Source organism: Gordonia sp. L191, assembly GCF_030077625.1.
Lineage (GTDB): Bacteria > Actinomycetota > Actinomycetes > Mycobacteriales > Mycobacteriaceae > Gordonia > Gordonia polyisoprenivorans_A.
Map to the genome: position 1 here is coordinate 5,272,370 of NZ_CP125996.1, position 26,875 is coordinate 5,299,244.

Consider the following 26,875-nt stretch of genomic DNA (forward strand, 5'->3'; position numbering starts at 1 on the left):
GATCCAGGCGTTCGGGAGGTGTACCGGAACGAGCATGTCGTCGCGTTCTTTCCGACGGAACCCGCTGTCTTGGGCCACGTACTTGTGGTGCCGAGGCGGCACGTGGAAGACATCTGGGGACTGCGACCGGAGGAATCGGCCGAGCTATCGACCGCAGCAGTGTTCCTCTCGGCGGCACTACGCTCCGCCCTGCTGCCGGAGGGACTCAACGTCATCCAGTCCAACGGCAATGCCGCTACCCAGACGGTCCCACACCTTCACGTGCACCTGGTTGGTTCCTCGACGAAGCGGGGACGCGATGGGACCGATCTGGCCACCAGAGACCGACTACACGGAAGCCAGCAAGGACGACGCGCTTCATCGCGTGATAGCTGCGGTCCGGTCCACTCCGCCGCCCGCACAGCCGGAGTTGTCGCCCGAGGATCGACGCAAGCACCTCGACTACATCCAGGCGGTGGTGACGCGACAGTCCGCGGCGTCTTCGTCCGCAAAGGGATGGCTTCTTCCGGTCACGACAGCAGCCTTCGGCTTCGCTCTAACCCAGCACCTATGGCCACTCGCGCTTCTCGGTGTTATCGCGGTGATTCTCTTTGCGTACCTCGACGCCAACTACCTGCGCAGCGAGAAGGCGTTCCGGAAGCTCTACAACACCATCGCGCGAGCGGAACGCATGGTCCCACGGTTCACTCTGGATCCGACAGATGCTGACGAGCCGCCAGCGGACGGCACGCCGGAGAAGACGAGGTGGCAGAAGCTCAAGCAGTCATACGTCCCGGAGTGGTCTGTCTGGCGGTCATGGTCGATCGCCCCCTTCTACGTCGCGATGCTTGTACTCGGGGTCGGCGTACTGATCGCCGCAGCCGTTACCCGTCCCGCACCGGCAAGTACGCGGGAGAACCTTGAATCCCCGCCGACGACGCAGACCACGGTCACCACCTCTGTGCCCATCCCGGCAAACGTTGTCCCCGTGCCGCCGCGGCCGTAGCGGAGCTACGATCCCCCTCCGGGTCAGCCTTCCCGCTGTGAGGATTCGGCCAAACGCTCCACCCGCCGTCGCAGATCGAAGTGCTTGCCCTCCGCTCGGCCGTGACCGGTCACCGCGTACGCGCGAGCCTGACTCGCGGAGAAGTCGGAATTCAGATGAGCATCGCTAGGGAATTTCGATGAGCGCCATCAGCGCTGGGTGCGACCGCACCTGTAGACGCAGCGCAGTTCCTGAAAGCGGGCAAGACCGACGATGGGCGTAGAGGTCGAGGACTTCATCAAAGAACTGCGCCATCTCATGGGCACTGCGGAATCCACCGCGTCGGACATCGGACGGATCTGGGCGGGCAACGCACTGCGTCCGCGCGATGCCGAGAACACGACGTCCTTGCGAGGACCCGATGTCACTTCGGCGATCGGCTAGACCCAGCCTCGCGAACGGCCTCGACGAGCCGGCCGGCCCGTATCACCTGTGGCGACGTCGTCGTGGGCAATCGCCAGCGCTCCTAGAGGTCGTACCGGACGGCGCCAGGCTGCTCGATACCAAGTACGCCGCCAGATCGGTTTGCCTGCAACAACTGTGAAGAGTCGAATCTGATCAGACTGCGTACAGTGCTCCGGCGTGTGCCCACACTCGCCGCAGGGCGTGACGGATCTCGTAGGTCGCGTCGCTTGAATTCAGTGCCGGGTCGCGCTCAAACTGCAAGTCAGCGAGAGCCACGGCGTAGGCAGTGAACGCGATCTCATAGATGAGCCGACGGTAGGTTGCCTCATCATCCGGTAACGCCTTGGCGGCCTTGACCACTGGATGGTCCAAGTTGATGATAATCTTCCGTTCTTCCTGCTCCCAGTGGTAGCGGTCGTAGTCTGCGCCGTAGTGGTCGTAATCGATGCTCAGACCACCGCGAAGACGGCGGTGACCCGCACCTGCCGGTGCGATCTTCTCATCCCCTCCGGGGTCGGCTTCTGCCGCTGGCGAGGCATTGTCGCCACCGCTGTTCCCGCCGCTCCCGCCACACTGCGTGCTACCTCCGGGTACAGGCTTGTCGATACTCTCGCCGCCGACACCGTCCGCGCGGCCGGCCTTCGTACCCTTCGGGTCCACGACCTTGTCCGTCGGATCCTCCTCGTCGCCCCCTGATTCGCCGGCGATCGGGGTACGACGTCGGGTGTTATTACCCATGCCCTCGATCTGTTCACGGAAGTCTTTGAGATCGGTGTTGAGGATCTCCTCGATCTTGTTCGTCGTTTCCTTGAGGCGCTTGCGGTCAGCGTCTGCTTTTGCCTTGCGGCCCTCCTCAACGAGCTCCTGTCGAAGCTGTTCAAGACTGGCGCCGATGAAGGGGATGAGTGCCTGTACCACGGGATGCGCCGGGTTGAGCTTCATGCTGCGGTCGTTCGTGTACGCGGCGACAGGGTCGTACTTTGCGTCGTCAAGCGCGGGGCAGTCGATATGACCGAAGAGGAGCTTTCCGTATTCCTTGGCGTCGACACCGGCCGTCTCGACGGCAACAAGGTTGTCGGTACCAATGGTGATCTGCACGCCGCGATGAATGTCTTCGAGTGGCACTGTCGCTGCCATCGCGGTGAGCTCGATGTCTCCCAGTACAGCGGCTTGAGCTGGCGTCGGCTTGAAGACCTTGGTGATCGCGGGCTTCGGGCGCACGATCTCGCAGAGGCGGCCATTGACCGTGACAATCGGGCTCCCCTGGAATGCCGAAAGGTGGCGTTCGATGAGTGCGACGATGGGTTCCTTGGCCAGGCGGACGCTGATACCGCTGATCGTCACCGTCGTGCCGTTGGGGTTACCGGATGCGTCGACATTGTCCTCGATGAACTCGACAGGGACCGAGGTGCCATCGGAGCTGTCGATGGCCTTGCGGGTGAGCTCAACCGTCTGTCGTTTGCCGTCCTTGGTGGTCGAGACCATCAGGCTCGAGCCTATCCCGTAGGCCGCCGACTTGCCGGTGCCGAACTTCCCTCGACCCGGAACGCCGACGCGGCGCTGCTGATTCTCCCCGTGCATGGTGAAGAAATGCTGGAGGTCCTCGCGGTCCATCCCGAAACCGTTGTCCTCGATGGTGATCTTCTTACCCGGTACATCGACAGTGACGCGAACATGCGGGACCACGTTCGGCTTGACGTACTGAAGGGAGTTGACCACGTACTCCCAGACGGCGGCTTCCGGCGTCTTGAAGAGTTGCGCGGACTGGAGGATGTCGCGGCCGACGTGGGATTTCACCACAAGGTTGCTGTTCATTCGTTGCCCTTCTGCTGGCGACCTACGGGTGCCCGAAGGTCGAGCGCGGCCGGAATCGCAGTCTTCATGAATGCTTCTATGTCGCCGTGGCCGCGCGTCAGCTCCTGTAGCTGCGCGGCCTTGCGTGTGCGGTCTTTGCTCGGGGTGTACTCGTCGATGCGGAAAACCCCTGCCGCCTGACGGGAGTTGAACTCCTTGCCCTGACTCCACAGCCGGAAGGCCTCGGAGGTGCGCACCCGATTGACGGCGGATCCGGTCTCACGGGTCTCGGCTCGCCAACGTTGCGTGGCCGCAGAAGTCGCGGCGATGGTGATCTCGCCGTCGCCGAGGAGGGTGCGGTTGGCCTCGATCCACGCGAGGCCGTGCGGTGTGAGATGCCAGCCGTTCTGCACCGATCCTTCGATGCGAGGGTTCTTCGCCTCGCCCTCATGGCGGAGCGTGGTGCGGACGGCATCGAGGTCGACGCGCTCCGGGTACTTCTTCCACCCGAAGGCGTCGCGGTCGATTGCGTGGGCCGCAATCGCGGCATCCTCGGTGTCGATCACAGTGCTGGCGCCGCCGACCTTGGCGAGCGCCATCACCGCTACGTCTTTCTTGGTCAGCCTCATCCGCCCTCTTTCGCTCGCACACTTACTACCGAATGCGACCTTTGCACACTTGCTACCCTGTGTCAAGATGTAGATGTGAAGTTCACGCATGGCTCCGAGATCGACGGTCTGCGTCGTGCTGCGCTCGAGGTCACTCGGAACTGGTCGTCGAACAAAGTGGCCATGGCCCTGCGAGCCACCGGCCTGGACACCGGCCGCGAAGGTCGCGAGACTCTCGATGCCATCGCTGCCGATCTCGGCGTCTCGCGGGAGACCGTCCGTCGAGCGCGCAAGGACCTGCTCCGCATGATGGACCTGCCGGCGGGAAGCGCGAGCAACTCAGTGAGTTCGTCGCCTACGCTTCGGGCGCCTCGAGAGCCGTCGGCCGACTCACCCGCTACCGCCCGGGCGGTTCGTCGACTGCTCACCATGACCGGCCCGCTCCCGTACGACGAGGTCCTCAACGCCTGGGCACGGGCAGGGGGCAAGCCGCCGTACTCACCGCTACCCGACGACATCGACGCTTTTCGCGACTGGGCGAACGATGTCGGCGGGTTGACCGTTTCGGCCCGATCCGGCGCCGGCGAACCGCCTATCGTCGGTGCAGTACTCCCCGAGGATCTGGACCAGGTCGGCCGGTTCCTGTCGCGAGCCCTCGCCAACGAGCCGGGTGGCGTCGATCGAGAGGTACTGCTCGATTCGGCCGAAGAAGCGGGGCTGAAACCGACGACCGTCGCCACCGCTTTGAGCATGCACCCAGCAGTTACTCGGGTCAGTCGCGGACGGTGGGCGCTGCGGGGCCGGCGGCCTGCTGAGGTCGACGAGCATGTTCGAGTGACCGAGCCGCGCCGAACCGCGCGCAGCCGTCCGACGTCCTTCGCATGGAGCGCGGACGGGTCGCTCCAGATCGAGTTCTCCGTTCCGCGCGGCCCGAGTCCTGTTATCGCGGTGCCCAGAGCGGTGTCGGAGATCGTTGAGGGCCGCGAGTTCAGCGTCGCGTCGGTGACGAAGTCGACGCGTGTGACGGTGCGGAATGCGAGAATCTGGGGCTTCGGCCCGCTGCTCACCGAGTTGGGTGTGTCTGTCGGGACCCGCGTGACACTGGCGTTGAACGTCCTCGTCGGCACAGCAGCCATCATGACCACAGAAGGGGAGGGCACGTCTTCATGACAGAGCCGACGTTCGAGGACGAGGTCGAGGCCGCGATCGTGCACGCATACACGACTGCATTCACAAAAGCGCCATCCGAGGCCTGGCTCAAAGCCATGACCATGCGTGTCGGCACCGCCGGCGAGGCCGCGACGCTCGATGAAGCGGGCGCCGCGATCGGTGTCACCCGGGAGCGTGTCCGCCAAGTCGTGGCGAAGATCAAGCCGCACCTAGATGGCGTCGCGGTCGCACAAGCAATGGAGATCGCCAATGTCCTCGTTGCGGATTCGCCGGTACCCGAACCGATCGGTGATCACCTGGCTTCGTTGGGTCTGACGCGTCCAACTCTCACCGGTGCGGCGTTCCTCAACATCCTCGGCATCACCGGAACCTCGCCCACCGGACTTGTCGGAACCGACCTTGTCTGTATGGACGGCTGGGTCGTCGAGGAGTCAGAGGTACCGCTGATGAAGGCGCTGTCGACAGCGAGCAAGCACACGAGCGCCCATGGCTTGACCACTGTCGAGGAGATCCGTCAGGACCTCGCCAGCCCCGGCATCCCGCTCGACTGCGCCGACATCGAGATCGTCCTCAGGCGCGAGCCGAGCGTCCGTTGGGCGGGAGAATGGCTGTGGGTTGAGAAGGACAACGATGGACTGCATGCCAACCGTCTCGTCAATACCGCGCGGTCGATTCTGTCCGTCAACTCCCCGCAAACTGTGGCCTCGATACACGAAGGCGCGCGGCGCATGTGGAAGTTCCGCAAGATCGACGTACTTCCGCCCGTCGCCGCGATGACGGTGTTCTTCGAAGACAGTCCGCATTTCGTCGTCGACGACGAACTCGTGCGGCCGGTGGAACCGCTCGACTATCACGACGTCCAGGGCAGTATCTCCGCCACGATGATCGATGTTCTCAAGGAGTCGCCGTACCAGGTGATGGACCGCCGGTCGCTGGAGGAGGCGTGTATTGACGCAGGTATCTCGAAGGGGACCTACGGGGTGTGGACCACCTACGCGGAGTGGATGGAGAAGTTTGGTTCCAATGTGTGGGGCCTCCGCGGCAGTACACCGAACCCCGCGGCGGTGCAGGTGATCCGACAAGCTGCGAAGGCACGGTCGGCGGCGGAGCCGCGACGAAAGTCTTGGGCGTGGGCGCACGACGGTCGGATCGTCCAAACCATGGATGTCACAACCTCGTTCATGAACACAGGAGTGATGACTTTCGTCTCCGAGATCCGGAACATGCTCGCTGGCGATGCGTTGAAGGTCGAGCTTGACGGAGCAACAGTCGCGACGGTGAAGCTTGGCGCCGAGCACACCTTCTGTTGGGGATGGTTTCCTGCAATCAAGGCCATGGGGACAAAGCCCGGAGACGTGCTGCGCATCGCAGTGGACGTTGCGGCAAGAACGGCCGAACTCCAGGTCGGTGGTCAGGAACTGTGGATCTGAGCGCTTCATACGTGGCATCAGGTCAGGACTGCCCGACGCTGAGGCCCTCGCCTTCGGTATACCGTTCTCGGTTGGGTCATGCCGTGTTGGGAGAAGCCCTCGGCTACACCACGTCGTCGCATCGCTGCGAACAATGCTCCATCGACCCCTGTGGCAGGTTCCCCGATAGCCGATCCAGGCAGTTCTAGCTAACTAACTAGATAAGGCCTGGCGCACCCTTCTAACTAAATGCCGAATGGGACGTTCCAGGCATGACACAAGGTTCCATGGAGAATCAGTGGGCCGCGCAGGTAGATTTCCGAGTCGTCTCGGCGATGATAGAAGCGCATATAGCTATCATTTCCAACTAGGTTTCCAATAGCTCCAGCGAAAAACAAGAGCTTGAGCAAGCGGTCAACATCTGGCTCTATCACTGAAACGCCTTTTGCATCCGATAGGGTACGTTTAAAGTCATCTCGACTAAACTTCTGAGACCCCAGGTATTGAAGAGCTGTAACCGCATCCTGTGCAGCCTCTGGCCCGCCTTCATAGCCGGCGAACTCGTTCTTAACTGCGTTTACAAAGTACTTTGTAGAATACTGGACAACCCCTTCTCGAATGGCGCTATAGGAGAGACGGTCGGGACTGCTTGGAATCACTTGTGCCGCTGCAACCTTTCGAATTTCATCGAAAAGGCGCAGTAGATCTCTCGGGGTGTGCCGCGTCAGATTTAGAAGATACTGCATGGTCGGAATCTCTCTATTCCGATTGCTGCCGACTCGCATCTTCTGCGGAAAGTAGTCCAATACTTCGAGATTCACACCTGCCGCGGCAGAGACTTTGTCGTTTACGAGCTTAAATAGCGGCGCATGCCGCCCGGCGGATCCAGTGAGTATTCTCCAGTCCAAATCCACACCAAAGTCATCGCGCATCTTCTGAGAGTCGGGCAGTCGTAGCGAGACCCTTGAGAATACATCGTTTCTCAGAAGCAGCACTATTGATCCCGTAGCTCCGGCTGCACCCAATGATTGGTTCAGTCTATAGGATGCCTGAACCAATGCCGCCAAACTCTCGTCGTAGCGTTGATCGTTCAGATATATCGAGTCGAGCCCGTCTACAAACAATACGTGCCTATTCGGTGACTCCGCCGAAGATACCCAGTCCTCTAAGTACGGAATTAGCGAGAATATATTCAGTACCGATTTTGATTCTTTCTTGTAGATGCTTCCAACCTTAGGAATTGGAATCTCTACCGTGGTTGTGGCGACCTTAAGAAGTGCCTTGCCGGAAGCGTCGCCCATAAATCCGTAACCACGGAGAAGACGTGTCACACGATCAACCTCACGCGTATTCTTCAATTTGCATGCATTGTCTCGGCGCAGTAGCGCGATATAGTTACAGAGAAGGATAAACTTCCATGCAGTCACAGTGCGCTCCACACCCGCGGCTTGACCCGTTTGCAGATTGGGGATATCTGCCAACGGCAACGTCGCAGCGTCCCTAACTTGCGCGCAAACGTCATCCACGTCGGACTCGACCCACAACCCAAGAGCCGACTTTCCAGTTCCCTTGGGACCAAATACGAAGGTTCGATTTCCCGCAATTACATCTTCGACGATGTTATCAATATTAACGTAACTCTTGAAGAACTGATCTGGATCCTTTTTGGCCTCGTTCACGGCGTCGCTTAGTCCGAAGTACAGATCTGCATACGCGGGTCTATCCACAATCGTCCTCCTTCTGTTTGCGAAATCGGGCTATAGTGATTCTTCCTTATTGACAATCCGTAGTATAGGTCCCGCGACCACCACGCAGTAGGAGCCGGTGATCTGTGTCTGACGATGTCGCCGATCAGCACGGCACTGCACACACCCAATTGCGAAACCAGCCGGGCAAGCACTCGCTCCACCACGATCACTGACTACCAGCTGACCGCTGCCCGAGCTGTTGGGCGATATGTACGGCAAATGCCGGATCGGCGTGGATGCGAGCCACGACATCATCAGCGATCTTGTCCACGTCAATCGGACCCCGCGGAACCGTCACCACCGTCTGGTCGGTAAAGGCAAAGTCAACGCGTCGGTTGTAGACGCTCTCTCCGTCATCTCCGTAAGCGCTGAGTACGTGGTCGTAGACGAGCTGAACCTTCTCGCGGAAAATGTCGATGGTGTAGGGCGCTGCGGGTAGACCTGCATCGAGGACGCGGCGGATGGTGCTGTTGACGTCGTTCATCACGTCAACCTTCCGGCGCCAATCCTGCACGAGCTTCTCATGTAGATGCTCCAGTAGGGCCTTTGCGCTTCCCTGAACCGTCTTGCGTTCCTCTGCAGTGAGCACGGGGTCGGGCTGAGTGAGCAGGTCAAAGATCGCGAGTTCCTCCTCGCTCATTCCTTCGCGAACTGCACGCTCCTCCTCTGCGGTAAGCGTATTCGACAGCTCGATCAGACGGCGCAGGTACTCATCGATGTTGACGCTGCCAGCGTTGTAGTCCGCAATCAGCTGCTCGATCCGCTCGACCAGCTCATAGCGCGTCGGGTTCCGCAATGCTGCGCCGACGGCTTGCTGCCGAAGAAGTTGAGCCATTCGGTCTGTCTCGGCGCGCTTGCGGCCAGCCAACTTCGCTGCTAGCCCGTCAAAATCAATCTGCGACAAGTCGATCAGTGGGTCGGGCTCGCTGCCCTCAGCCGCAGCGCGGATGACGTACTCCTCGGCGCCGACCGAGCGATCCAAGAGCGCGTCCACGGCGTCGGCGACGGTTCCGATGTCGGGGGTAGGCGTCTTGGTGACTTCATGGATGCGTTCAGCCAGCACCCGGATTGCTGCGACGTTGCGCTGCTGGGCTGCGGCTTTCGGGTTTGGGAGGAGTGCCTTGAACAGTCGTCGGACCTGCCGTGCCTTGACGGTGAAGTCGTTGCGAGTCTGCTCGTCGACCAGCAGGGCCTCGACAGCGGCATCGCGTTTCGCGACGTGGTCGAAGCCCTCGGCATCGCGCATCGCAATCAAGTCAAAGCCGGCAGAAGCGCAAAAGGTGATCACGTCTACCACAGCCGAATCGAGCTCGCGCACAAGTGCATCGATGATTTCGATCGGCGAGCCACCTTCCTTCGCTGCCCCGTAGACTGCAAGTGCCTTCTCCAGGTTCCGGAAGACACCGACGTAATCGACGATGAGACCGTTGTCCTTCTCGGGGAAGACTCGGTTGGCACGCGCGATGGTCTGCATGAGGGTGTGGTTCTTCATCGGGCGGTCGAGGTAAATCGTCGACACGCTCGGTGCGTCGAAGCCGGTCATCCACATCGCGCACACAAACACCAGCCGCAGCGGATCGTCCGGATCTTTGAACTTCTCGGCAAGATCCTCGCGGTTCATGCGCTCGCGGTGGGGTCGAATGTCGAGGCCGAGGTCGTCGAGCATCTTCAGCTCGTTCTGACTTTGCGAGACGACGACAGCCATATCCATCGTCTCCATCAGCTCGATCCGCGACGCCAACCATGGTCGCTCCAGCGGCGGCAATGCGTCGTGTTGACGCTTCAGATCAGCGAGATACTCGGCCCACGCTTCCTGGACGAGGTCATACATTCTCACGGCGGCCGCTTTGTCGAGTCCGACGTACATTGCCTTGCCGGAGAAGCCACGTCCGACGAAGTGCGAGACGAGGTCTTTGGCGAGAGTTTTCAGGCGTTCAGGACGGGTCAGAAGGGTGTACTGGGTGCCGAATTGGCGTGCCAGGGCTCCCTCGGCGTCTTCGTCGAGCTCGGCTTCCTCAAGGAGCGCATCCAGATCATCGGCGAAGTCCGCGTTCGTGAGTTGTAGCTCTGGGATGCGGTTCTCGTAGTAGAGCGGGACCGTGGCGCCGTCTTCGATGGCGTCGCCGAAGTTGTAGATGCTGACGTAGTCGCCGAACTGCTGGCGGGTCGCCTGCTCTTCGCCGGCGATCAGCGGCGTCCCCGTGAAGCCCATCATCGAGGCGTTGGGCAGTGCCGTTCGCATGTTGAGTGCGAGAGTGTCGTACTGGCTCCGGTGGGCCTCGTCGGTGATGACGATGATGTCGGACCGGTCGGATAGCACCGGCATCTGCCGTTCACCCTTAGACGGCTGGAACTTCTGGATCAGGGTGAAGACGTAGCGGTGGTCTGCTGTCAGTAGTTCCCGGAGATGCACGATGGAGTCGGCATGGACCCGCGCCTCAGGCGGGACCGCACCTGCATCGGCAAACTCTCCATGGAGTTGCGTATCGAGTTCGGATCTGTCCGTGACCATTACAAAAGTCCACTTGCCTCGGACGTGACGAAGCACCTTCTGGGTGAACCACAGCATCGACAGGCTCTTGCCCGATCCCTGGGTGTGCCAGAAAACTCCGAGGCGTTTGTCGTGGACCGCGCGAGCACGATGAAGATTCTCGATGGCGGCGTTGACACCCAGGTACTGATGCGAACGCGCAACGATCTTGATCAGCCCGCCGGGCCGCTCCATGTAGGCAACGAAGTTCTCAAACAGGTCCAGAAGACTCGCCGGGTCGCAGGTGCCGCGCAGTGCCGTCTGCAAAGCGATCTCGCTGCGTGCTCCGAAGGCGTCGATGACTTTCCAGTCCGAGAAGAAGTCCCACCGCGCGTATGTCGAGCCAACTTTCGCTTCGCTGCCATTGGACAGCAGGACAAGGCAATTGGGTATGAAGAGCTGCGGAATAGTGTCCCGATAGTCGGTCAGGTTGTCGTCGTAGGCCGACTTGACCGGCGCATTAGGCTCCTTGAACTCCAGCACCACCAAAGGCACGCCGTTGACGAAGAGGGCCACGTCAAGGCGACGGCTGTGCAACGGCCCCTTCACCCACATTTGCTGGACCGCCAGCAGGTCGTTGCTCAGAGGGTCTCGCAGATCGACGTATCGGAGGACCTCAATTCGCTTGTCTCCGTTATCGTCTAGCCACTCAGCCTGATAACCGTCGCGCAGCAGGTCATAGACTTCCCGGTTGGCGCGAACTCGATCCATCACCGAGCGATCTTTGGTTAGCGCCTCGACTGCCTCCTCGATCGACAAGTCGGGCACGTCCTCCCCATTCAGTTTGCGCATCGCGAAACGCAGACGGTGAGTGAGGATGACATCGTGCTGGGAGTCACGGCCCAAGGTGCCCGCGGCACCAAGGACTTCGTGGAACGCATCGACGGGGGTCCACCCGAGTTCTTCCAACAACTCCATGCTGGGCTTCTCGACGTAGTCGTACTCCGGACCCCGTGCCATCATCACGCCACCTGCTCTCCCACCATTGCGTCCAGGTCGAGTGTGGACACATCGATCTGCCCGGTCACCAGCTTTGGCAGCAGGAGGTCGCGCAGCTCCCGAAGCTGCTCGGTCCCGTCTGTCAGGACTGCGACCTGCGAAAGCAGCGGTTCCATCGATCTCTCAAATGCATTGGATAGATCTCGGGGCGGGATGGGGAGGAGGTAAGAATCGAAGCACTCGTTACGAACCCGCTGACGTCCGCTGGCACCGCTCATGCTTGCGATTGCGTGCTTTCGGAACTCACTCTCTCGCGCAAGGCAATACGTGAACGCTGATCCGACATCCCGGCCACGAAGGACCACAAACTCTGTGGATCCGAGGCCAACTTCACCCTCTACCAAAGACTGCACGAGTCCAGTCTTGCCGTTCTCGAGACACGGCGTTATACGCGCAAATAGGGTGTCGCCTCGCATGAACTTGGCGCCTGAGCCTCCTGCACGTACCTGGCTTGGGCGACAACTCATTGTGCTTTCGTCGAGGTCACCCATCGCAATGAACTGGTGCTCAACAGATCTGTCCAACTTGATGCGCGGATTCACCGTGATCGCTTCCGATACAGGCGCGATGCTCCAATTCTTCGGAATCGGACCGAGGGCGGAATCGACCAGGGGCACGTCTTCGTGGCCGGGGTAGCGGAACTTCACGAACCACTCGCGGTAGATGGCCCGCGCCATCTCCTCCAGTACCTCCACCCGCCGTCGGTTGTTCTCGATGAGATCGTCCAACGATCGGAGAATCGAACCGATTCGTTTCTGATCGTCCAGCGAAGGACAAGGAATAGTGATCTTCTCGCAGTCCGGCACCCTCAGGTGCTCAACCGTCGACCCAGAGCCGAGGCTCTTAAGTTCGGCCTGCACGGTCGGTCCCATCATGCTGTACATCAAGAAGTTGGGATCGCACTCCAGGGGATCAGGGCGGTACATCACAAGTCGCTGGCCAAGAAAAACCTGGTCATTGCTCCGGAGCATTCCGACGTCGCCGAAGGGCGCTTCGCGGGTCAAGATGATGTCACCCGGTTCCGGAACCATTCGTCGGGTCCACTTCGCATACGTCGGCTCATCGACGTACTTCACGTTGGTTGTGTCGACCCATCCTCCCCGCACGTTTGTGGTCCGAAGCATCTTGTAGGGAGTGGGTTCCGCCTGTGACGGCGCAGTCTTGTTCACGCAGTCCACGACCGCCGAGCACAGATCTTTGACGGGTCTACCAGTCCATTGGCTCATGGCTGGAGAATTCGCAGAAGGGCGGTGTCGACGCTCGACCGCAGACCCTCGGCGTCGTCACTGAGCCGCGTGAATTCTTCATACAGCTCTTCGAGTCTTGCTGTGAAGTCCTCGTCGTTCTCGGCCACGACGGCGGAGCCCGTGTAGCGCCCGGGGTTGAGGCTCCATCCTTGATCTGCAATCTCGGTGCGCGCCGCGACCTTGCACAAACCAGCGACATCGACGTACTTACCATCGGGAAAATGCTCTTTGAGCAATACCTCGCTGCCAGCGAGCGTTTCGACGTTTTCTCCTCGGTAAAGCCGCACTACGTTGGCGAGGAACTCGATCTGCTCGGGCATGAAGTCGCGGTGCGCGCGGTCAATCTGCCGGTATGTATGTCTGGCGTCGAGAAACAGCACAGAGTCCTCGCGCGGCGTTCCTGCCTTGGCCTTGTCCAGGAACCACAGTGTCACCGGGAGGGTGACTGTATAGAAGAAGTTGGAGCTGATTGCGACCATCACATCGACCGCGCCCGATTCGATGATCTGCCTGCGGATTTCCTTCTCCGAGTGACCAGCGTCGCCCGCAGAGTTCGCCATGACGAAGCCCGCTCTACCCGTCGGGCCGAGGGCGGCGTAGAACTCCTGAATCCACAGGTAGTTGGCGTTGTCGGGCTTGGGTAGCCCGAAGGGGAATCGTTTGTCGCCTGCGATCTGGTCCTTCTTGACCTTGTCGACGTTGAACGGGGGGTTGGCCATGACGTAGTCGAAGGCGCCCACCGCCTTGTGTGGGTCTTCGTAGTAGCTGTTGGCCTGCCGGATGTCGCCGGAGAGTCCATGCAGGGCGAGGTTCATCTTGGCCAAAGGGACCGTGTCTTCAGTCTTCTCTGTGCCGAAGACTGACAGTTTACGCGAAGCTGATTCATGGTGGCGCTCAACGAATTTCGCGCACTGAACGAACATGCCCCCCGATCCACAGGCTGGGTCGAACACGCGCCCTTCGAATGGCTCCAAGATGTCGACGATCAGCCGGACGATCGAGTACGGCGTGAAGTACTCGCCGCCACCTTTGCCCTCCTGCGCGGCGAAGTTTGAAAGAAAGTCTTCGTAGATGAACCCGAAGGCGTCGCCTTCGAGCTGGGTGGGCAGCGGCGCGAACAAGCGCAGCAGCTCGATCAAGGTGGAGCGTTCGAGCTTCTGGTAGCCGCGCGGCAGGATGTCCTTGAGTTCGGGATTTGCGGCCTCGATCGCCTTGATCGCCTCATCGACGGCCTTACCGATGTCGTCACCCTCGGGCAAATCGTTCAGGTACGAGAGCCGAGACTGGTCTGGAACGTACAAAACCGACTTGGCCTTGTAGTCGGCGATCGTCGCGGGGTTACGGGCCGACGCCTTCGCCTCGACCTCGCCACGCACAGCCTCGAAGCGGTTCTCTGCATATGCCAGGAACACCAGTCCCAGTACCGGATTGCGGTACTGCACCGGCGTCAGCTTCGAGTTGGCTCGCAACTCATCGGCCGCGGCCCACAGCGTGCTCTTCACCTTCGCCAGATCAGTCGTCTTCAACCCGTATTCCGTTCTCTCAACGCGAAGCACTCGCGCCCCACCGTGAACTACACACGAAGAACCGGGTGGGCGCTGTCCTCTCCACGCGCAACAGTCTCCTCAGACTTGCGTACCGACAGCCGCTTGCGCGGCTAATCGTATCGGCGTGGCGCGAAGAACGAGGGCGGGATGCCTCGTGTCCGGCATGAGGCCAGCTGAAGGCATTTGGTTTCGGATGGACGCACAATCTAGCGCGCGGGGGGACTGCCGACGGACTATCCCCAAAACCCCAAGGTCTGCGGACCCATCGGGGTTGGCGACATAAAACAAAAGGTCAGGCCGCATTTCCGCAACCTGACCTGATGTACCGATTTGAGCTGAACCGCTCGTGGTGGGCGAAGGGGGACTTGAACCCCCACGTCCCGAAGGACACTGGCACCTGAAGCCAGCGCGTCTGCCATTCCGCCACTCGCCCGTGGCCGCCGAGTTCTCGGCGGGCATGACCGTGAATCGATGGGTTCGATCAACGGCCTGGACGACGATAGCACGCACCCCAGTACAAGTGAAAAACGATAACTTTGACCCGTCGGACAACCCGCGTCATTCAGCTGCGCGCCACCTAGGGGGTGGACGCCAAAGCGCTGGTCAGGGATGATTTCAGGGGTAGGCGCACACCACATGACGGTGGTGATGCGTATGTTGCAGACGGTACAGCAGTTGCTTCATGGCAGCCTGGGCCGTCAGTATCGGTATCATCTGTAAAGGCCACACGCACGGCGACACGCCACACAAGCCGCGAAGGGAGGTCGACGGTGGGGATTTTGCAACGCATCGAGCGCAAGCTCGAGGGTGCTGTCGATGACGGCTTCGCGCGCGTTTTCGGCGGCGAGGTCGCCCCGCAGGAGATCGAGAACGGCCTGCAGCGAGAAGCCGAGGAATCGTTGGAGAATCTCGGTGACGGTACAATCCTGGCCGCGAACAGCTACACGTTGCTCTTCAGTCCGACCGACCACGATCAGATCGCGGCCGAGTACGAGCTGAACCGCAAGAGGTTCTCCAAACACCTGGAGAATTTCATCAAGGACAACGGGTGGCAGACATACGGTCAGGTCGTCGTCGAATTCGACCAGTCTCCGTCCCTGCACACGGGTATGTTCCGTGCGCGCGGCGCGGTCAACCCGGACGCCCAGCCGCGACCGGTGCGTGACGGAGGCGTACCCCGACCACAGTCACAGCCGCATCCACACGATGCGGCCAAACAAGTAGGAGCCCCAGAGATGACGCAGAACCCCGGATACGACCAGCGCAGGGCACCGGAACCTGCGTACGACCAGGGCTACGGCCAGCAAGGCGGGTACGACTACCAGCAGGGCTACGGCCAACCGGGCCACGAGCAGGCCGGCTACGGACAGCCCGCCCATGAGCAGAACGGTTACGGACAGCCCGGATACGACCAGGGCGGCTACGGCCAGCAGGGTTCTGGCCAGCAGGGCTACGAGCAGGGCGGCTACGGCCAACCGGGCTACGACCAGGGCTATGCGCAGCCCGGTCAGGGTTACGAGCAGGGCGGCTACGGCCAGCAAGGCTACGAGCAGGGCTACGGCCAACAGGGTTACGACCAGGGCTACGGCCAGCAGGGTGGCTACGACTACCAGCAGGGCTACGGCCAGCAGGGGTACGAGCAGGGCGGCTACGGCCAGCAGGGCGGCTACGACTACCAGCAGGGCTACGGCCGTCCGGCAGCCGGTTATGCGCCGACCGCGATCACGCTGATCCTCGAGGACGGCAGCAACCGCACCTTTGCGCTGCGCGAGGGCTCCAACGTCATCGGCCGCGGCCAGGATGCACAGTTCCGCCTCCCCGACACCGGCGTCTCGCGTCGTCATCTGGAGATCCGCTGGGACGGCAGCACAGCGATGCTCACCGACCTGAACTCCACCAACGGCACCACCGTCAACGACGTGCAGGTCAACAGCTGGGAACTCGCCGACGGTGACCGCATTCGCGTCGGTCACTCCGACATCACCGTCCGCTTCCAGTAGGGCATCGAGTTCGGCCTGCATGACGCACCACCGTGACTGCGCCATGTGCAGACACCGGCGCGTTCGTACGCAGGCACGACACCCGTTGATGCAGAACTGACACATCTGAATGACGGGCGCACCGGGTTGAGCCCATAAGATGCACCTCGGGTCTTGTACGTCCCGGACCCGCCCGGGTGGGGATCCTCCGTATCGTCGGAGACCGACTCGTTCGATCGACGACCGTTGAGATGCGCTGGAGGTGGATGACGACATGCAGGGGTTGGTGCTGCAGCTGACCCGGTTGGGTTTCTTGCTGCTGCTCTGGCTGTTCGTCTATGCCGTGATCCGCACCGTGCGCGCCGACATCGTCACCGCCTCGGGATCCCGGCTGCCGCGCTTTCGAGGCACGGCCGAGAAGGGACGGGCGAAGCCGGCCACGAAGGGGTCCGCGCGGTACCTGGTGGTGACCGCGGGCGCGCTCGCGAACACCCGCATCACGCTGGGAACGCAACCGGTGCTCCTCGGACGCGCCGACGATTCGACGTTGGTGCTCACCGATGACTACGCCTCCGAGCGGCACGCACGACTGTCCCGCCGCGGGGATGACTGGTACGTCGAGGATCTCGGGTCCACCAACGGCACCTACCTCGACCGATCCAAGGTGACCACGGCGGTGAAGGTCCCGCTGTCCACGCCGATCCGCATCGGCAAGACCGTGATCGAGCTGCGCCCGTGACACTCGTACTGCGCTACATCGCGCGTAGTGACCAGGGTCTGGTCCGATCGAACAACGAGGATTCGGCGTACGCCGGTCCGCGGTTGCTCGCGCTCGCCGACGGCATGGGTGGTCACGCAGCCGGTGAGGTGGCCAGCCGTCTGGTCATCGAATCCATGCGCACCCTTGACGAGGACGACGCGACCGGAGACCTGCTCGACGCCCTCAATCACGCCACCCAGGCCGGCAACCACGCGATCGCCGCCCAGGTCGAGGCAAAACCCGAACTCGACGGGATGGGCACCACCCTCACCGCGATCCTGTTCGCCGGCTCCCGAATCGGCTTGTGCCACATCGGCGATTCCCGCGGATACCTCTACCGCGACGGTGAGCTCACCCAGATCACCCGTGACGACACCTTCGTTCAAACGCTCGTCGACGAGGGCCGCATCACCCCCGAACAGGCCCACACCCATCCGCAGCGATCACTGATCATGCGCGCGCTGACCGGTACCGAGGTCGAGCCGACCCTGACCGTGCGTGAGGCGCGTGCCGGCGACCGGTACCTGCTGTGCAGCGACGGGCTCTCCGATGTGGTCAGCGAGGAAACCCTCGCCGAGACACTCGGTTCGATCAGCGACTACAAGGAATGCGCCGACCGGCTCATCGAACTCGCCTTGCGGGGCGGCGGACCGGACAACGTGACCGTCGTGCTCGCCGACGTCGTCGACACCGACTACGGCGAATCGCGGCCCATCGTCGGCGGCGCCGCAGGTACCGGTGAGGACGCCTACACCCCGGACCCGAAGACCGCGGCCGGCCGTGCGGCGGCGCTGCGCCCACCGCTCGAGGCGCCGCAGCAGCCGACGATCCTGCCCGACGACGACGAGCCGGTACGGACCGGACACAAGGGCCGATGGTTCACCATCGGGTTCATCATCCTGGTGATCGTGGCCATCCTCGCGGGCTTCTTCGGGTTGCGCTACTACCTGCACCGCACCTACTACATCGGCGAGCAGGACTCGAAAGTCGTTGTCTACCAAGGCTCTCCCGACGCCGTGCTGTTCTACTCGGTGAGCAACCTGGTGCAGAAGGGCTGCATCGTCGACGCCGACAAGGAGTCCGCGCGCATCACCTTCGTGCCCGCGGACGCCGCCGACTGCACCGCGCTCAACGTCGCCGACCTGCAGCCGTTCTCGCAGTCGGCGGTCCGCGAACACCGGATCTCCGGCAAACCGCTCAACGACATACTCGGCACCACCAGCGAGCTCGAACTGCTGCCGCTGTGCAAGGCGACGATGCCCGGCGTCAACGACCAGTCGATGCCGTCGGAATCGCCCGCGCCCGCCCCGCCGTCATCCAGCCCGGCACCCGCACCCGGGCCGGCCACGCCGGTGCCCGCGACCTTCGGGCCCGGCGGTGCCCACATCGCCCCGGTGACCGAGGCGCCCGCGCCCCCTACGTCGGGTGCCCCGAACAGCTCGGCGCCCGGCAGCTCCACACCCTCCGGTTCGGCACCCTCCGGCTCGGCGGGATCGTCGACGTCGCCCTCGGCTGACCAGCCCGGAACGAACTGCCGGGAACCGTAGATGACGCAAGCCGCCGCTCCGACCCACGCACGGCCCACCCAGCCCGAACACACCGGACGCACCGCCGAATTGGCGCTGCTGGTGTGTGCCATCGGGGTGGTCACGGTCGCGCTGCTCATCGTGCAGAGCGCCCAGGATCAGTCGCTGACGTGGGACATCGCGAAGTACGTCGCCGCCTACATCGTGCTGTTCGCGATCGGGCATCTGGTGGTGCGCCGCTTCGCCCCGCACGCTGATCCCGTCTTCTTGCCGGTGGTCGCGATGCTCAATGGCCTGGGCCTCGTTCTCATCCACCGCCTCGACCTCGGGTCGGGCAACACCGGGGAATCGATCAATCCGACGACCAAGACCGACAACGCCGACCAACAACTGCTGTGGGCGTTCCTCGGGATGGCCGCCTTCGCCGCGATCCTGATCTTCATCCGCGATCACCGCACCCTGTCGCGCTACGCGTACACGCTGGGTCTGGGCGGTCTGATCTTCTTGGCGATCCCGGCGATCCTGCCGGCATCGTTGTCGGAGATCAACGGCTCCAAGAACTGGATTCGTACGCCGCTGTTCAACATCCAGCCCGGTGAGTTCTCGAAGATCCTGCTGATCATCTTCACCGCGGCCCTGCTGGTCTCCAAACGCGACCTGTTCACCACCGCGGGCAAGCACTTCCTGGGCATGGATCTACCCCGCGCCCGCGACCTCGGTCCGCTGCTCATCGCATGGGTCGTCGCGATCGGCATCTTCGCCCTCGAGAACGACCTCGGTGGCCCACTGCTGATCTTCACCACGATCCTGGCGATGCTCTACGTGGCCACCGAACGGGTGGGCTGGGTGGTCATCGGCCTGACCATGTTCGCCGTCGGTGCGATCCTCGCCTACCAGCTGTTCCCACATCTGCAGGTGCGCGTGTCGGTGTGGCTCGATCCGTTCGGCGACTTCTACAACACCGGTTATCAGGTGGGCCAGAGTCTGTTCGGCCTGGCCACCGGCGGTCTGTTCGGCACCGGACTGGGCTCGGGGCGACCCAATGCGGTGCCGTTCGCCAACACCGACTTCATCATCGCGACGATCGGTGAGGAGCTCGGGCTCGTCGGTCTGGCCGCGGTGCTCATGCTCTACATGATCTTCGTCGTGCGCGGCCTGCGGACCGCGGTGACCGTCCGCGACAGCTTCGGCAAGCTGCTGGCCACCGGGTTGTCGGTGACCATGGCGGTGCAGGTCTTCGTCGTCGTCGGCGGCGTCACCAAGCTGATCCCGCTGACCGGTCTGACCACCCCGTTCATCTCCTACGGTGGCTCGTCGCTGCTCGCGAATTACGTGCTGGTGGCGTTGCTGATCCGCGTGTCCAACGCCGCCCGCGAGCCGGATCCGACGAAGCGCCGGCCCACCCCCAAGCCCGTGGAGTCGCTGCCCACGCAGGCGGTGAAGCGCACGTGAACACTCCGATCCGTCGGGTGTCGGTCGCGGTGATCGCGTTGATCGTCGTCCTGCTCGCCAACGCCACCTACGTGCAGGTGATCAAGGCCGACAAGCTGCGCTCCGACCCGCGCAACGACCGGGTGTTGCTCGACGAGTACTCCCGGCAACGCGGTTCGATCATCGCCGGCGGTGAGGTCATCGCGATGTCGCAGGCCACCGACAGCCGCTACAAATACCTGCGCCGCTATCCCCTGAACCCGCGCGCCTTCGCGCCGATCACCGGCTACTACTCGATCCAATACGGATCGATGGGACTCGAGCAATACGAGAACTCCATCCTGTCCGGCAACGACGACCGGTTGTTCGCCCAGCGGTTCACCGACATGTTCTCCGGTCGGGATCCACGCGGCGGCAACGTCGTCACGACGATCGACCCGCGGTTACAGCAGATCGCCTACGACCAGCTGAACTCCGGGGCCACGTGCGACGGGCCGTGCGTCGGCGCGGTCGTCGCGATGGACCCGAGTACCGGCAAGATCCTCGCGATGGCCTCGACGCCCAGCTACGACCCGAATCTGCTGAGCAGCCACGACCAGAACGTGCGGGAGGCGGCGTGGGGCGCCGACACCGGCGCGGACAAGCGCCTGCAGAACCGTGCGACCGACGAGATCTATCCGCCCGGATCGACCTTCAAGATCATCACGTCGTCGGCGGCGTTGCGGGACGGACTCAACGCGTCGACGCAGCTGACCGCGGCGTCGACCTTCCAGCTGCCCGACAGCACCGCGAAGCTGCCCAACTACGGCGACGAGACCTGCCCGGGCGGCAGCGGCACCGTCAGCCTCGCCGATGCGGTGAAGTACTCGTGCAACACCGCCTTCGCCGACCTCGTGCTCAACAAGATGCCCAACGCCACCGACACACTCAAGGAAACCGCACGGCTCTACGGTCTCGATTCGCCGGCGCCGAACATCCCGATGCCGGTGGCGCGGTCGACGGTCGGCACGATCCCCGACCGCGCGTCCCTCGCGCTCAGTGCGATCGGACAGAAGGACGTTGCGATGTCGACCCTGCAGAACGCGATGGTTGCCGCGACCGTGGCCAACGCCGGTGTGCGGATGCAGCCGTATCTGGTCGACAAGTTGCAGTCGGCGGACCTGCGCACCCTGTACACGACGCCACCGACCACCATCAACTCGCCGATCACCTCGGAGCAGGCGGCTAGCCTGACATCGATGATGGTCGGGGTGGAGAATGCATCGAACCCGTCCGGCGGGCCGGTGCAGATCGCGTCGAAGACCGGTACCGCCGAGCACGGCGACGAGAACTCCGCCACCCCGTATTCCTGGTACATCGCGTTCGGGCCGTCGACGGACGCGAAGATCGCCGTCGCGGTGGTGGTGGAGAATGGGAAGTTCGGTGTGCAATCGGTCGGTAACACCGTGGCCGGACCCATTGGCCGGGCAGTGATCAATGCTTATGTAGGAGGTGGACGATGACGTTGCAGAACGGCACCATCATCGCCGACCGCTATCGGCTGATGCGTCTCATCGCCACCGGCGGTATGGGACAGGTCTGGGAAGCGCTCGACACCCGGCTCAATCGCCGGGTTGCGGTCAAGGTGCTCAAGGCCGAGTACTCCGACGATCCCGAGTTCGCGGCACGGTTCCGCACCGAGGCGCAGACCACCGCGAAGCTCAACAACCCGGGCATCGCGAACGTCTTCGACTACGGCGAGACCGGTGACCGCGGCGGCGGCACACTGGCGTACCTGGTGATGGAACTCGTCGACGGCGAGCCGCTGAACTCGGTGATCTCGCGGATGGGTCGGCTGTCGGTGGCCAACACCCTCGACATGCTCGAGCAGACCGGGCGCGCGTTGCAGGCCGCGCACAGTCAGGGGCTGGTGCACCGCGACGTCAAACCGGGCAACATCCTGATCACGCCAACCGGTCAGGTCAAGATCACCGATTTCGGTATCGCCAAGGCCGTCGACGCCGCACCGGTCACGCAGACCGGCATGGTGATGGGCACGGCCCAGTACATCTCGCCCGAGCAGGCCACCGGCGACGACGCGACCGCGGCGTCGGACGTGTATTCGCTCGGTGTCGTCGGCTACGAGGCACTCGTCGGGCGGAGGCCGTTCCTGGGTGACGGCGCGATCACCGTGGCGATGAAGCACATTCGCGAGACCCCGCCGCCCCTGCCGGACACCATCCCGCCGAACGTGCGTGAACTGATCGACATCACCATGTCGAAGGACCCCAAGCAGCGCTACCCCAACGGCGGGGCGTTCGCCGACGCCGTCGCCTCCGTGCGCGCCGGGCGTCGGCCACCGCGTCCCGGGGTCGCCGGGGCCGCGGCGGCGGGTGCTGTTGTCGGCGCCGGAGCCGGAGCGGCGGCCGCACGGGCCAACGCGACCCGCGCGATGACCGACTCGACCCCACCGCCGACCTCGGCGCGTCCGCCCACCACATCCGCCGCGGCTGCCGCCGGGAACGGCGGGGGCGGCTGGACAACCGGGCAGAAGGTGCTCGCCGGTGTCGCGACGGCACTGCTCGTCGGGGCGATCGCCCTGATCGGGTACTACCTGGCCAGCGCCGACGACAACACGCCCGCACCGGCGCCGTCGTCGACGACGACCACCCAGACAGAGACGGTCACCAGCACCGACGACCAGACGACCACCCAGGAGACCACGACCACGCGGTCGCGGCCGCCGACCACGACCACCACCACCGAGGACACCACCACGCCGGAGACCACGACCCCCGAGGAGACGACGCCGCAGACCACCGACCCGGGCGCGACCACCCGATCGTGCAACATCGGGCCGATCCAGGTGCCGTGCTGATGCCATGATGTCGACCCCGCACCACCTCTCCGACCGCTACGAGCTGGGCGAGACGCTCGGCTTCGGCGGCATGTCCGAGGTTCACTACGCACGTGATCTCCTGCTGAACCGGGACGTCGCGGTGAAGGTGCTGCGCGCCGACCTGGCCCGGGACCCGTCGTTCTATCTGCGCTTCCGCCGGGAGGCCCAGAACGCCGCCAAGCTCAATCACCCGACGATCGTGCAGGTCTTCGACACCGGTGAAGCCGAGACCGACGAGGGGCCGCTGCCCTTCATCGTGATGGAGTACGTGGACGGTGAGACGCTGCGAGATGTGTTGCGGCGCAACGGTCCTGTTGCACCTCGGCAGGCCATGACGTGGATGGCCGACGTGGCCGCGGCGATGGATTTCTCGCACCGCAACGGCATCGTGCACCGTGACATGAAGCCGGCGAACGTGATGATCGACTCCTCGGGCGCGGTCAAGGTGATGGACTTCGGCATCGCGCGCGCGATGAACGACTCGACGTCGACGATGACGCAGACCAGTGCGGTGATGGGCACCGCGCAGTACCTCTCGCCCGAGCAGGCGCGCGGGATCAAGGTCGATCCGCGCAGTGACATCTACTCGATGGGCTGCGTGCTGTTCGAACTGATCACCGGCGAGCCCCCGTTCACCGGTGACTCGCCGGTCGCCGTCGCCCACCAGCATGTGCACGAGGATCCGCGCTGGCCGTCGGCGGTGCGCCCGGACATCCCGCCGGAGCTCGACTCCATCGTCATGAAGGCGATGAGCAAGAACAAGGAGAACCGCTACCAGTCGGCGGCCGAACTGCGGTCGGATCTGATCAAGGTTCTTGCCGGCGGAAAACCGTCAGCGCCGCTGCTGATGAGCGAGGAGGACCGGACCGCCTGGCTCGACACCGGCTCGGGTCCGCGTCGCGCATTACGTGCCGACACCGGTGGCCAGCCGGCTGCGGGCAAGGACGACGACACCCCGACCCGACGCCGTCCCCCATGGCTGATCGCCGGCGCGGTGGCGGCCGTGGTGCTGCTGTTCGTCGGGTTGCTGGTGTGGTGGTCGCCGTGGTCGTCCGGGTCGGCGCGCAAGGTGGCCGTACCCGCGGTGGCCGGACTGTCGGCGGCCGACGCGCGTAGCACCCTGGAGAAGGCGGGTTTCGAGGTCAAACAACTCGACGAGTCGAGCGAGACCGTCGACGCCGGTAAGGCCACCCGCTCGGCACCGGGCGAGAACGTCCCGACACCCGAGGGGTCGACGGTCACGCTGTTCATCTCCAGCGGACGTGAGCGCCAGCGCATCCCCGACGTACGCAACAAGACCCAGGCCGACGCCACGGCCGAGCTGCAGAACGCCGGTTTCACCAATATCAAGGTGCAACAGGTCGATTCGGTCAACGTCGAGGTCGGTGACGTGGTGGACACCAACCCGGCCGTCGGCACCGACACACCTGTACGGGACCCGTTGATCATCCGGATCAGCACCGGCCCCAAGGACGTCACGGTGCCCAACCTGGTGGGTCAGTTCGAGTCGGCCGCACGCGCCCAGCTCACGGAGCTCGGCCTCAAGATCGCTGTGGTGCCCGGCGATTCGGATCTGCCGCAGGGGCAGGTCGTCAGCTCCAGCCCGACTGCCGGGGACTCCATCAAGCAGGGCAGCACGGTGCAGCTGACGATCTCCCGCGGCAACATGATCGTGGTACCCGATCTGACCGGTCAGACCGCCGACCAGGCGTTCGCGACGCTGCAGCGGTCGGGATGGAACGGCGCACTGAACCAGACACCCCGCAATGTGCCGATCGGCAGCCCCGACGACGGGAAGATCCTGTCGCAGAGCCCCGGGGACGGATCGAAGCTGGCCAAGAACGGGGCGATCAACGTCGTTGTCGGACGAGCGAGCCTGCTCCCGGGCTGAGCACAGCCGGCTCGTCGGGACCGGCGGCTCGGGTGTGGGCGGGTCAGGACTGGGCGGCCAGCGCCGGACCGATCGCCTCGGCCATCTCCTGTTCGAGGACGGCGACGGCGGACTCGTCGATGTCGATGCCGCAGACGCCCAACCAGTTGGCCAGCATCCGGTGGCCACCCTGGGTGAGCACGCTCTCGGGATGGAACTGAACGCCGTGGATCGGCAGCTCCCGATGCTGCATGCCCATCACGATGCCCGACTCGGTGCGACCGGTGACCACGAGTTCGTCCGGAATGGTCTCGGGCAGCACCGTCAGCGAGTGGTAGCGGGTCGCGGTGAACGGATCCGGCAGCCCACGCAGCACGCCGACCTGATCGTGGTGGACCAGAGAGGTCTTGCCGTGCAGCAGTTCCGGGGCGCGGTCGACGGTGCCGCCGAACGCCGCACCGATGGCCTGATGACCGAGACACACCCCGAGCAGCGGTACACCGTCGGCGGCGGCAACACCGACGAGCGGCAACGTGGCCCCGGCGCGTTGCGGCGTACCCGGTCCCGGCGACAGCAGGACGCCGGCGAAACCGGATCCGTCGGGTCCGCGCAACGCGGCACGCAGCGACTCGTCGGTGAACTCGCCGTCGGGTGTCGTCAGCCGGGGATCATCGTTGCGCCACACGGTTGCCTCGACACCGAGCTGGCCCAGGTACTGGACCAGGTTGTAGACGAAGCTGTCGTAGTTGTCGATGACGAGGATGCGGGCCGCGTGGTTCGCGGAGCCGGTCGCCTCCGATGCTGCGCTGGTCATCGTGTCAGGTTACCCGGGGACTCGCGGGGCGCTCGTGGCGGCGACCTGGTGCGATACCGTAGAGGTGATGCGCCGGGCGTGTCGCGGACAACACACCGCGCCACGACACCGCCGCCGAACGCGAAACGAGAAGTTGCAAGGGGTTCATCGCCCGCCGATGACCCGCTCGCTGCACAACAGAGGAAGTCATGCCGAAGTCAAAAGTCCGGAAGAAGACCGACTACACCATCAACCCGGCGAGCCGCACGCCGGTCAAGGTGAAGGCCGGTCCCTCCAGCTCGATCTACGTCGGCGTGATGCTCGGCCTCATGTTGCTGGGTCTGGCCTGGCTGATCGTCTACTACCTCGCTGCCGGTGAGACCACCTACGGTGGCCCCGGTCAGGCGCTGCACTGGATGAACAACCTGGGTGCGTGGAACTTCCTCATCGGCTTCTCGATGATGGTCGTGGGCCTGCTGATGACCATGAAGTGGCGCTGAGGATCGCCGTTGATTCTGGTCAAAGACCTGCACGCGGTTATCCACAGTGTGGAAATTACATGTGTGTAAGTCATCCCCACTGTGAGTAAGTCCTGTGGATAACTCGGCCGATCTGTCCACACAGCAATGGGCGACGCCGCGACTCGCGGCGGGCGCGCTGCTGGCCGCGGGCGTCGTGCTCCTGCTGTGCGCGGTGTTCGTCGCGTCCGACGCCGTCGGATCGGTGATCATCGGTGTCGCCGGTTTGATGCTGCTCGGGTTCGGGGCGTACGCGTCGCTGATCCGGCCGCGTCTCGAACTCTCGGCCGGACCACGACTGACCATTCGTCGTATCGGCGGGGCCGTGACACTGGCACCCGCCGACGTCGAACGCGTCCGGCTTCTCACGATGCGTCGCATCGGACGCCGATCCGGTCAACTCGAGATCGACTACCTGCCGGCGGGTGCCGACCGGGGCACCGAACGCGAGGAATCGATGCTGGTGGTGTTCAGTCGATGGGATCTCGGTGCTGATCTACTCGACGTCGTCGAGGCGCTCGATCGCGCCGGGTTTCCAGTGGAGGACTCGCGGCGCTGAGCACGAGTGCTCCGGTTGTCGCTGAGCACGAGTGCTCCTGATCGTCGCTGAGTACGCATGCTCCGGTCGGTGCCGAGCGC

The 26,875-nt window shown here is 63.5% G+C and carries 20 protein-coding genes, 1 tRNA gene and 1 pseudogene; 14 read left to right on the plus strand and 8 right to left on the minus strand.

Annotated elements, in window-relative coordinates; translation table 11 throughout:
* Positions 1-18: 18 nt before the first annotated feature.
* The 3 genes and pseudogenes from QNM97_RS23690 to QNM97_RS23700 all read left to right on the plus strand — a co-directional run.
* Positions 19-231 (plus strand): annotated as a pseudogene (locus QNM97_RS23690) (HIT domain-containing protein); the annotation flags it as partial.
* Positions 232-298: 67 nt separating this feature from the next.
* On the plus strand, positions 299-985 hold the full coding sequence (locus QNM97_RS23695) for a hypothetical protein (protein ID WP_283823345.1): 687 nt from the start codon (positions 299-301) through the stop codon (positions 983-985).
* Between the two features lie 252 nt (positions 986-1,237).
* Positions 1,238-1,408, plus strand: a complete 171-nt coding sequence (locus tag QNM97_RS23700; RefSeq protein ID WP_283820588.1) for a hypothetical protein — start codon at positions 1,238-1,240, stop codon at positions 1,406-1,408.
* Between the two features lie 174 nt (positions 1,409-1,582).
* Here the strand turns inward: QNM97_RS23700 and QNM97_RS23705 are convergent, their stop codons facing one another.
* Both QNM97_RS23705 and QNM97_RS23710 read right to left on the minus strand, forming a co-directional pair.
* On the minus strand, positions 1,583-3,244 hold the full coding sequence (locus QNM97_RS23705; RefSeq protein WP_283820589.1) for an ATP-binding protein: 1,662 nt from the start codon (positions 3,242-3,244) through the stop codon (positions 1,583-1,585).
* Positions 3,241-3,852: a hypothetical protein gene (locus QNM97_RS23710; RefSeq protein ID WP_283820590.1), complete on the minus strand. Its 612-nt coding sequence runs from the start codon at positions 3,850-3,852 to the stop codon at positions 3,241-3,243. The genes QNM97_RS23705 and QNM97_RS23710 overlap by 4 nt, the downstream gene beginning before the upstream one ends.
* A gap of 75 nt (positions 3,853-3,927) precedes the next feature.
* Here QNM97_RS23710 and QNM97_RS23715 point away from each other — a divergent pair, with 75 nt between their 5' ends.
* Positions 3,928-5,001 (plus strand): hypothetical protein, encoded by a 1,074-nt coding sequence (locus QNM97_RS23715; protein ID WP_283820591.1) that lies wholly within the window; start codon positions 3,928-3,930, stop codon positions 4,999-5,001.
* Positions 4,998-6,431 carry a hypothetical protein gene (locus QNM97_RS23720; RefSeq protein WP_283820592.1) on the plus strand — a complete coding sequence of 478 codons (1,434 nt, stop codon included), beginning with the start codon at positions 4,998-5,000 and terminating at the stop codon, positions 6,429-6,431. Before QNM97_RS23715 ends, QNM97_RS23720 begins: the two co-directional genes overlap by 4 nt.
* A 224-nt stretch (positions 6,432-6,655) precedes the next feature.
* Here the strand turns inward: QNM97_RS23720 and QNM97_RS23725 are convergent, their stop codons facing one another.
* The 5 genes from QNM97_RS23725 to QNM97_RS23745 all read right to left on the minus strand — a co-directional run bounded on the left by QNM97_RS23725 (position 6,656) and on the right by QNM97_RS23745 (position 14,914).
* Positions 6,656-8,137 carry a P-loop ATPase, Sll1717 family gene (locus QNM97_RS23725; protein ID WP_283820593.1) on the minus strand — a complete coding sequence of 494 codons (1,482 nt, stop codon included), beginning with the start codon at positions 8,135-8,137 and terminating at the stop codon, positions 6,656-6,658.
* 187 nt (positions 8,138-8,324) lie between these two features.
* Positions 8,325-11,651: a type I restriction endonuclease subunit R gene (locus tag QNM97_RS23730; RefSeq protein WP_283820594.1), complete on the minus strand. Its 3,327-nt coding sequence runs from the start codon at positions 11,649-11,651 to the stop codon at positions 8,325-8,327.
* Entirely contained in the window at positions 11,651-12,856 is a 1,206-nt protein-coding gene (locus QNM97_RS23735) for a restriction endonuclease subunit S (protein WP_283820595.1), read from the minus strand. Before QNM97_RS23735 ends, QNM97_RS23730 begins: the two co-directional genes overlap by 1 nt.
* A gap of 53 nt (positions 12,857-12,909) precedes the next feature.
* Positions 12,910-14,460, minus strand: coding sequence for a type I restriction-modification system subunit M (locus QNM97_RS23740; protein WP_283820596.1), 1,551 nt, complete (start codon positions 14,458-14,460; stop codon positions 12,910-12,912).
* A gap of 368 nt (positions 14,461-14,828) precedes the next feature.
* A tRNA-Leu gene (locus tag QNM97_RS23745) sits at positions 14,829-14,914 on the minus strand.
* 337 nt (positions 14,915-15,251) lie between these two features.
* On the opposite strand from QNM97_RS23745, the gene QNM97_RS23750 reads away from it, so the two are divergent.
* The 7 genes from QNM97_RS23750 to pknB all read left to right on the plus strand — a co-directional run bounded on the left by QNM97_RS23750 (position 15,252) and on the right by pknB (position 24,946).
* Positions 15,252-16,481, plus strand: coding sequence for an FHA domain-containing protein (locus QNM97_RS23750; RefSeq protein ID WP_283820597.1), 1,230 nt, complete (start codon positions 15,252-15,254; stop codon positions 16,479-16,481).
* Between the two features lie 253 nt (positions 16,482-16,734).
* Positions 16,735-17,199 carry an FHA domain-containing protein FhaB/FipA gene (locus QNM97_RS23755; RefSeq protein ID WP_094602126.1) on the plus strand — a complete coding sequence of 155 codons (465 nt, stop codon included), beginning with the start codon at positions 16,735-16,737 and terminating at the stop codon, positions 17,197-17,199.
* Positions 17,196-18,767: a PP2C family protein-serine/threonine phosphatase gene (locus QNM97_RS23760; protein WP_283820598.1), complete on the plus strand. Its 1,572-nt coding sequence runs from the start codon at positions 17,196-17,198 to the stop codon at positions 18,765-18,767. The genes QNM97_RS23755 and QNM97_RS23760 overlap by 4 nt, the downstream gene beginning before the upstream one ends.
* The gene (locus QNM97_RS23765) at positions 18,768-20,198 is read left to right on the plus strand and encodes an FtsW/RodA/SpoVE family cell cycle protein (protein ID WP_283820599.1); all 1,431 of its coding nucleotides are present in this window, start codon (positions 18,768-18,770) and stop codon (positions 20,196-20,198) included.
* Positions 20,195-21,679, plus strand: coding sequence for a peptidoglycan D,D-transpeptidase FtsI family protein (locus tag QNM97_RS23770; RefSeq protein ID WP_283820600.1), 1,485 nt, complete (start codon positions 20,195-20,197; stop codon positions 21,677-21,679). The genes QNM97_RS23765 and QNM97_RS23770 overlap by 4 nt, the downstream gene beginning before the upstream one ends.
* Positions 21,676-23,034 carry a protein kinase domain-containing protein gene (locus tag QNM97_RS23775; RefSeq protein WP_283820601.1) on the plus strand — a complete coding sequence of 453 codons (1,359 nt, stop codon included), beginning with the start codon at positions 21,676-21,678 and terminating at the stop codon, positions 23,032-23,034. The genes QNM97_RS23770 and QNM97_RS23775 overlap by 4 nt, the downstream gene beginning before the upstream one ends.
* Before the next feature lie 4 nt (positions 23,035-23,038).
* Entirely contained in the window at positions 23,039-24,946 is a 1,908-nt protein-coding gene (pknB, locus tag QNM97_RS23780; protein ID WP_283820602.1) for a Stk1 family PASTA domain-containing Ser/Thr kinase, read from the plus strand.
* A 43-nt stretch (positions 24,947-24,989) separates the two neighbouring features.
* Here the strand turns inward: pknB and QNM97_RS23785 are convergent, their stop codons facing one another.
* On the minus strand, positions 24,990-25,739 hold the full coding sequence (locus QNM97_RS23785) for an aminodeoxychorismate/anthranilate synthase component II (RefSeq protein WP_283820603.1): 750 nt from the start codon (positions 25,737-25,739) through the stop codon (positions 24,990-24,992).
* A 188-nt stretch (positions 25,740-25,927) separates the two neighbouring features.
* Between QNM97_RS23785 and crgA the strand changes: the two genes are divergently transcribed.
* Together crgA and QNM97_RS23795 are read left to right on the plus strand one after the other, a co-directional pair.
* Complete coding sequence (crgA, locus tag QNM97_RS23790) at positions 25,928-26,218, plus strand: cell division protein CrgA (RefSeq protein WP_006368633.1); 291 nt, start codon at positions 25,928-25,930, stop codon at positions 26,216-26,218.
* A 94-nt stretch (positions 26,219-26,312) separates the two neighbouring features.
* Positions 26,313-26,795: a PH domain-containing protein gene (locus QNM97_RS23795; protein ID WP_283820604.1), complete on the plus strand. Its 483-nt coding sequence runs from the start codon at positions 26,313-26,315 to the stop codon at positions 26,793-26,795.
* The last annotated feature ends 80 nt before the right edge of the window (positions 26,796-26,875 follow it).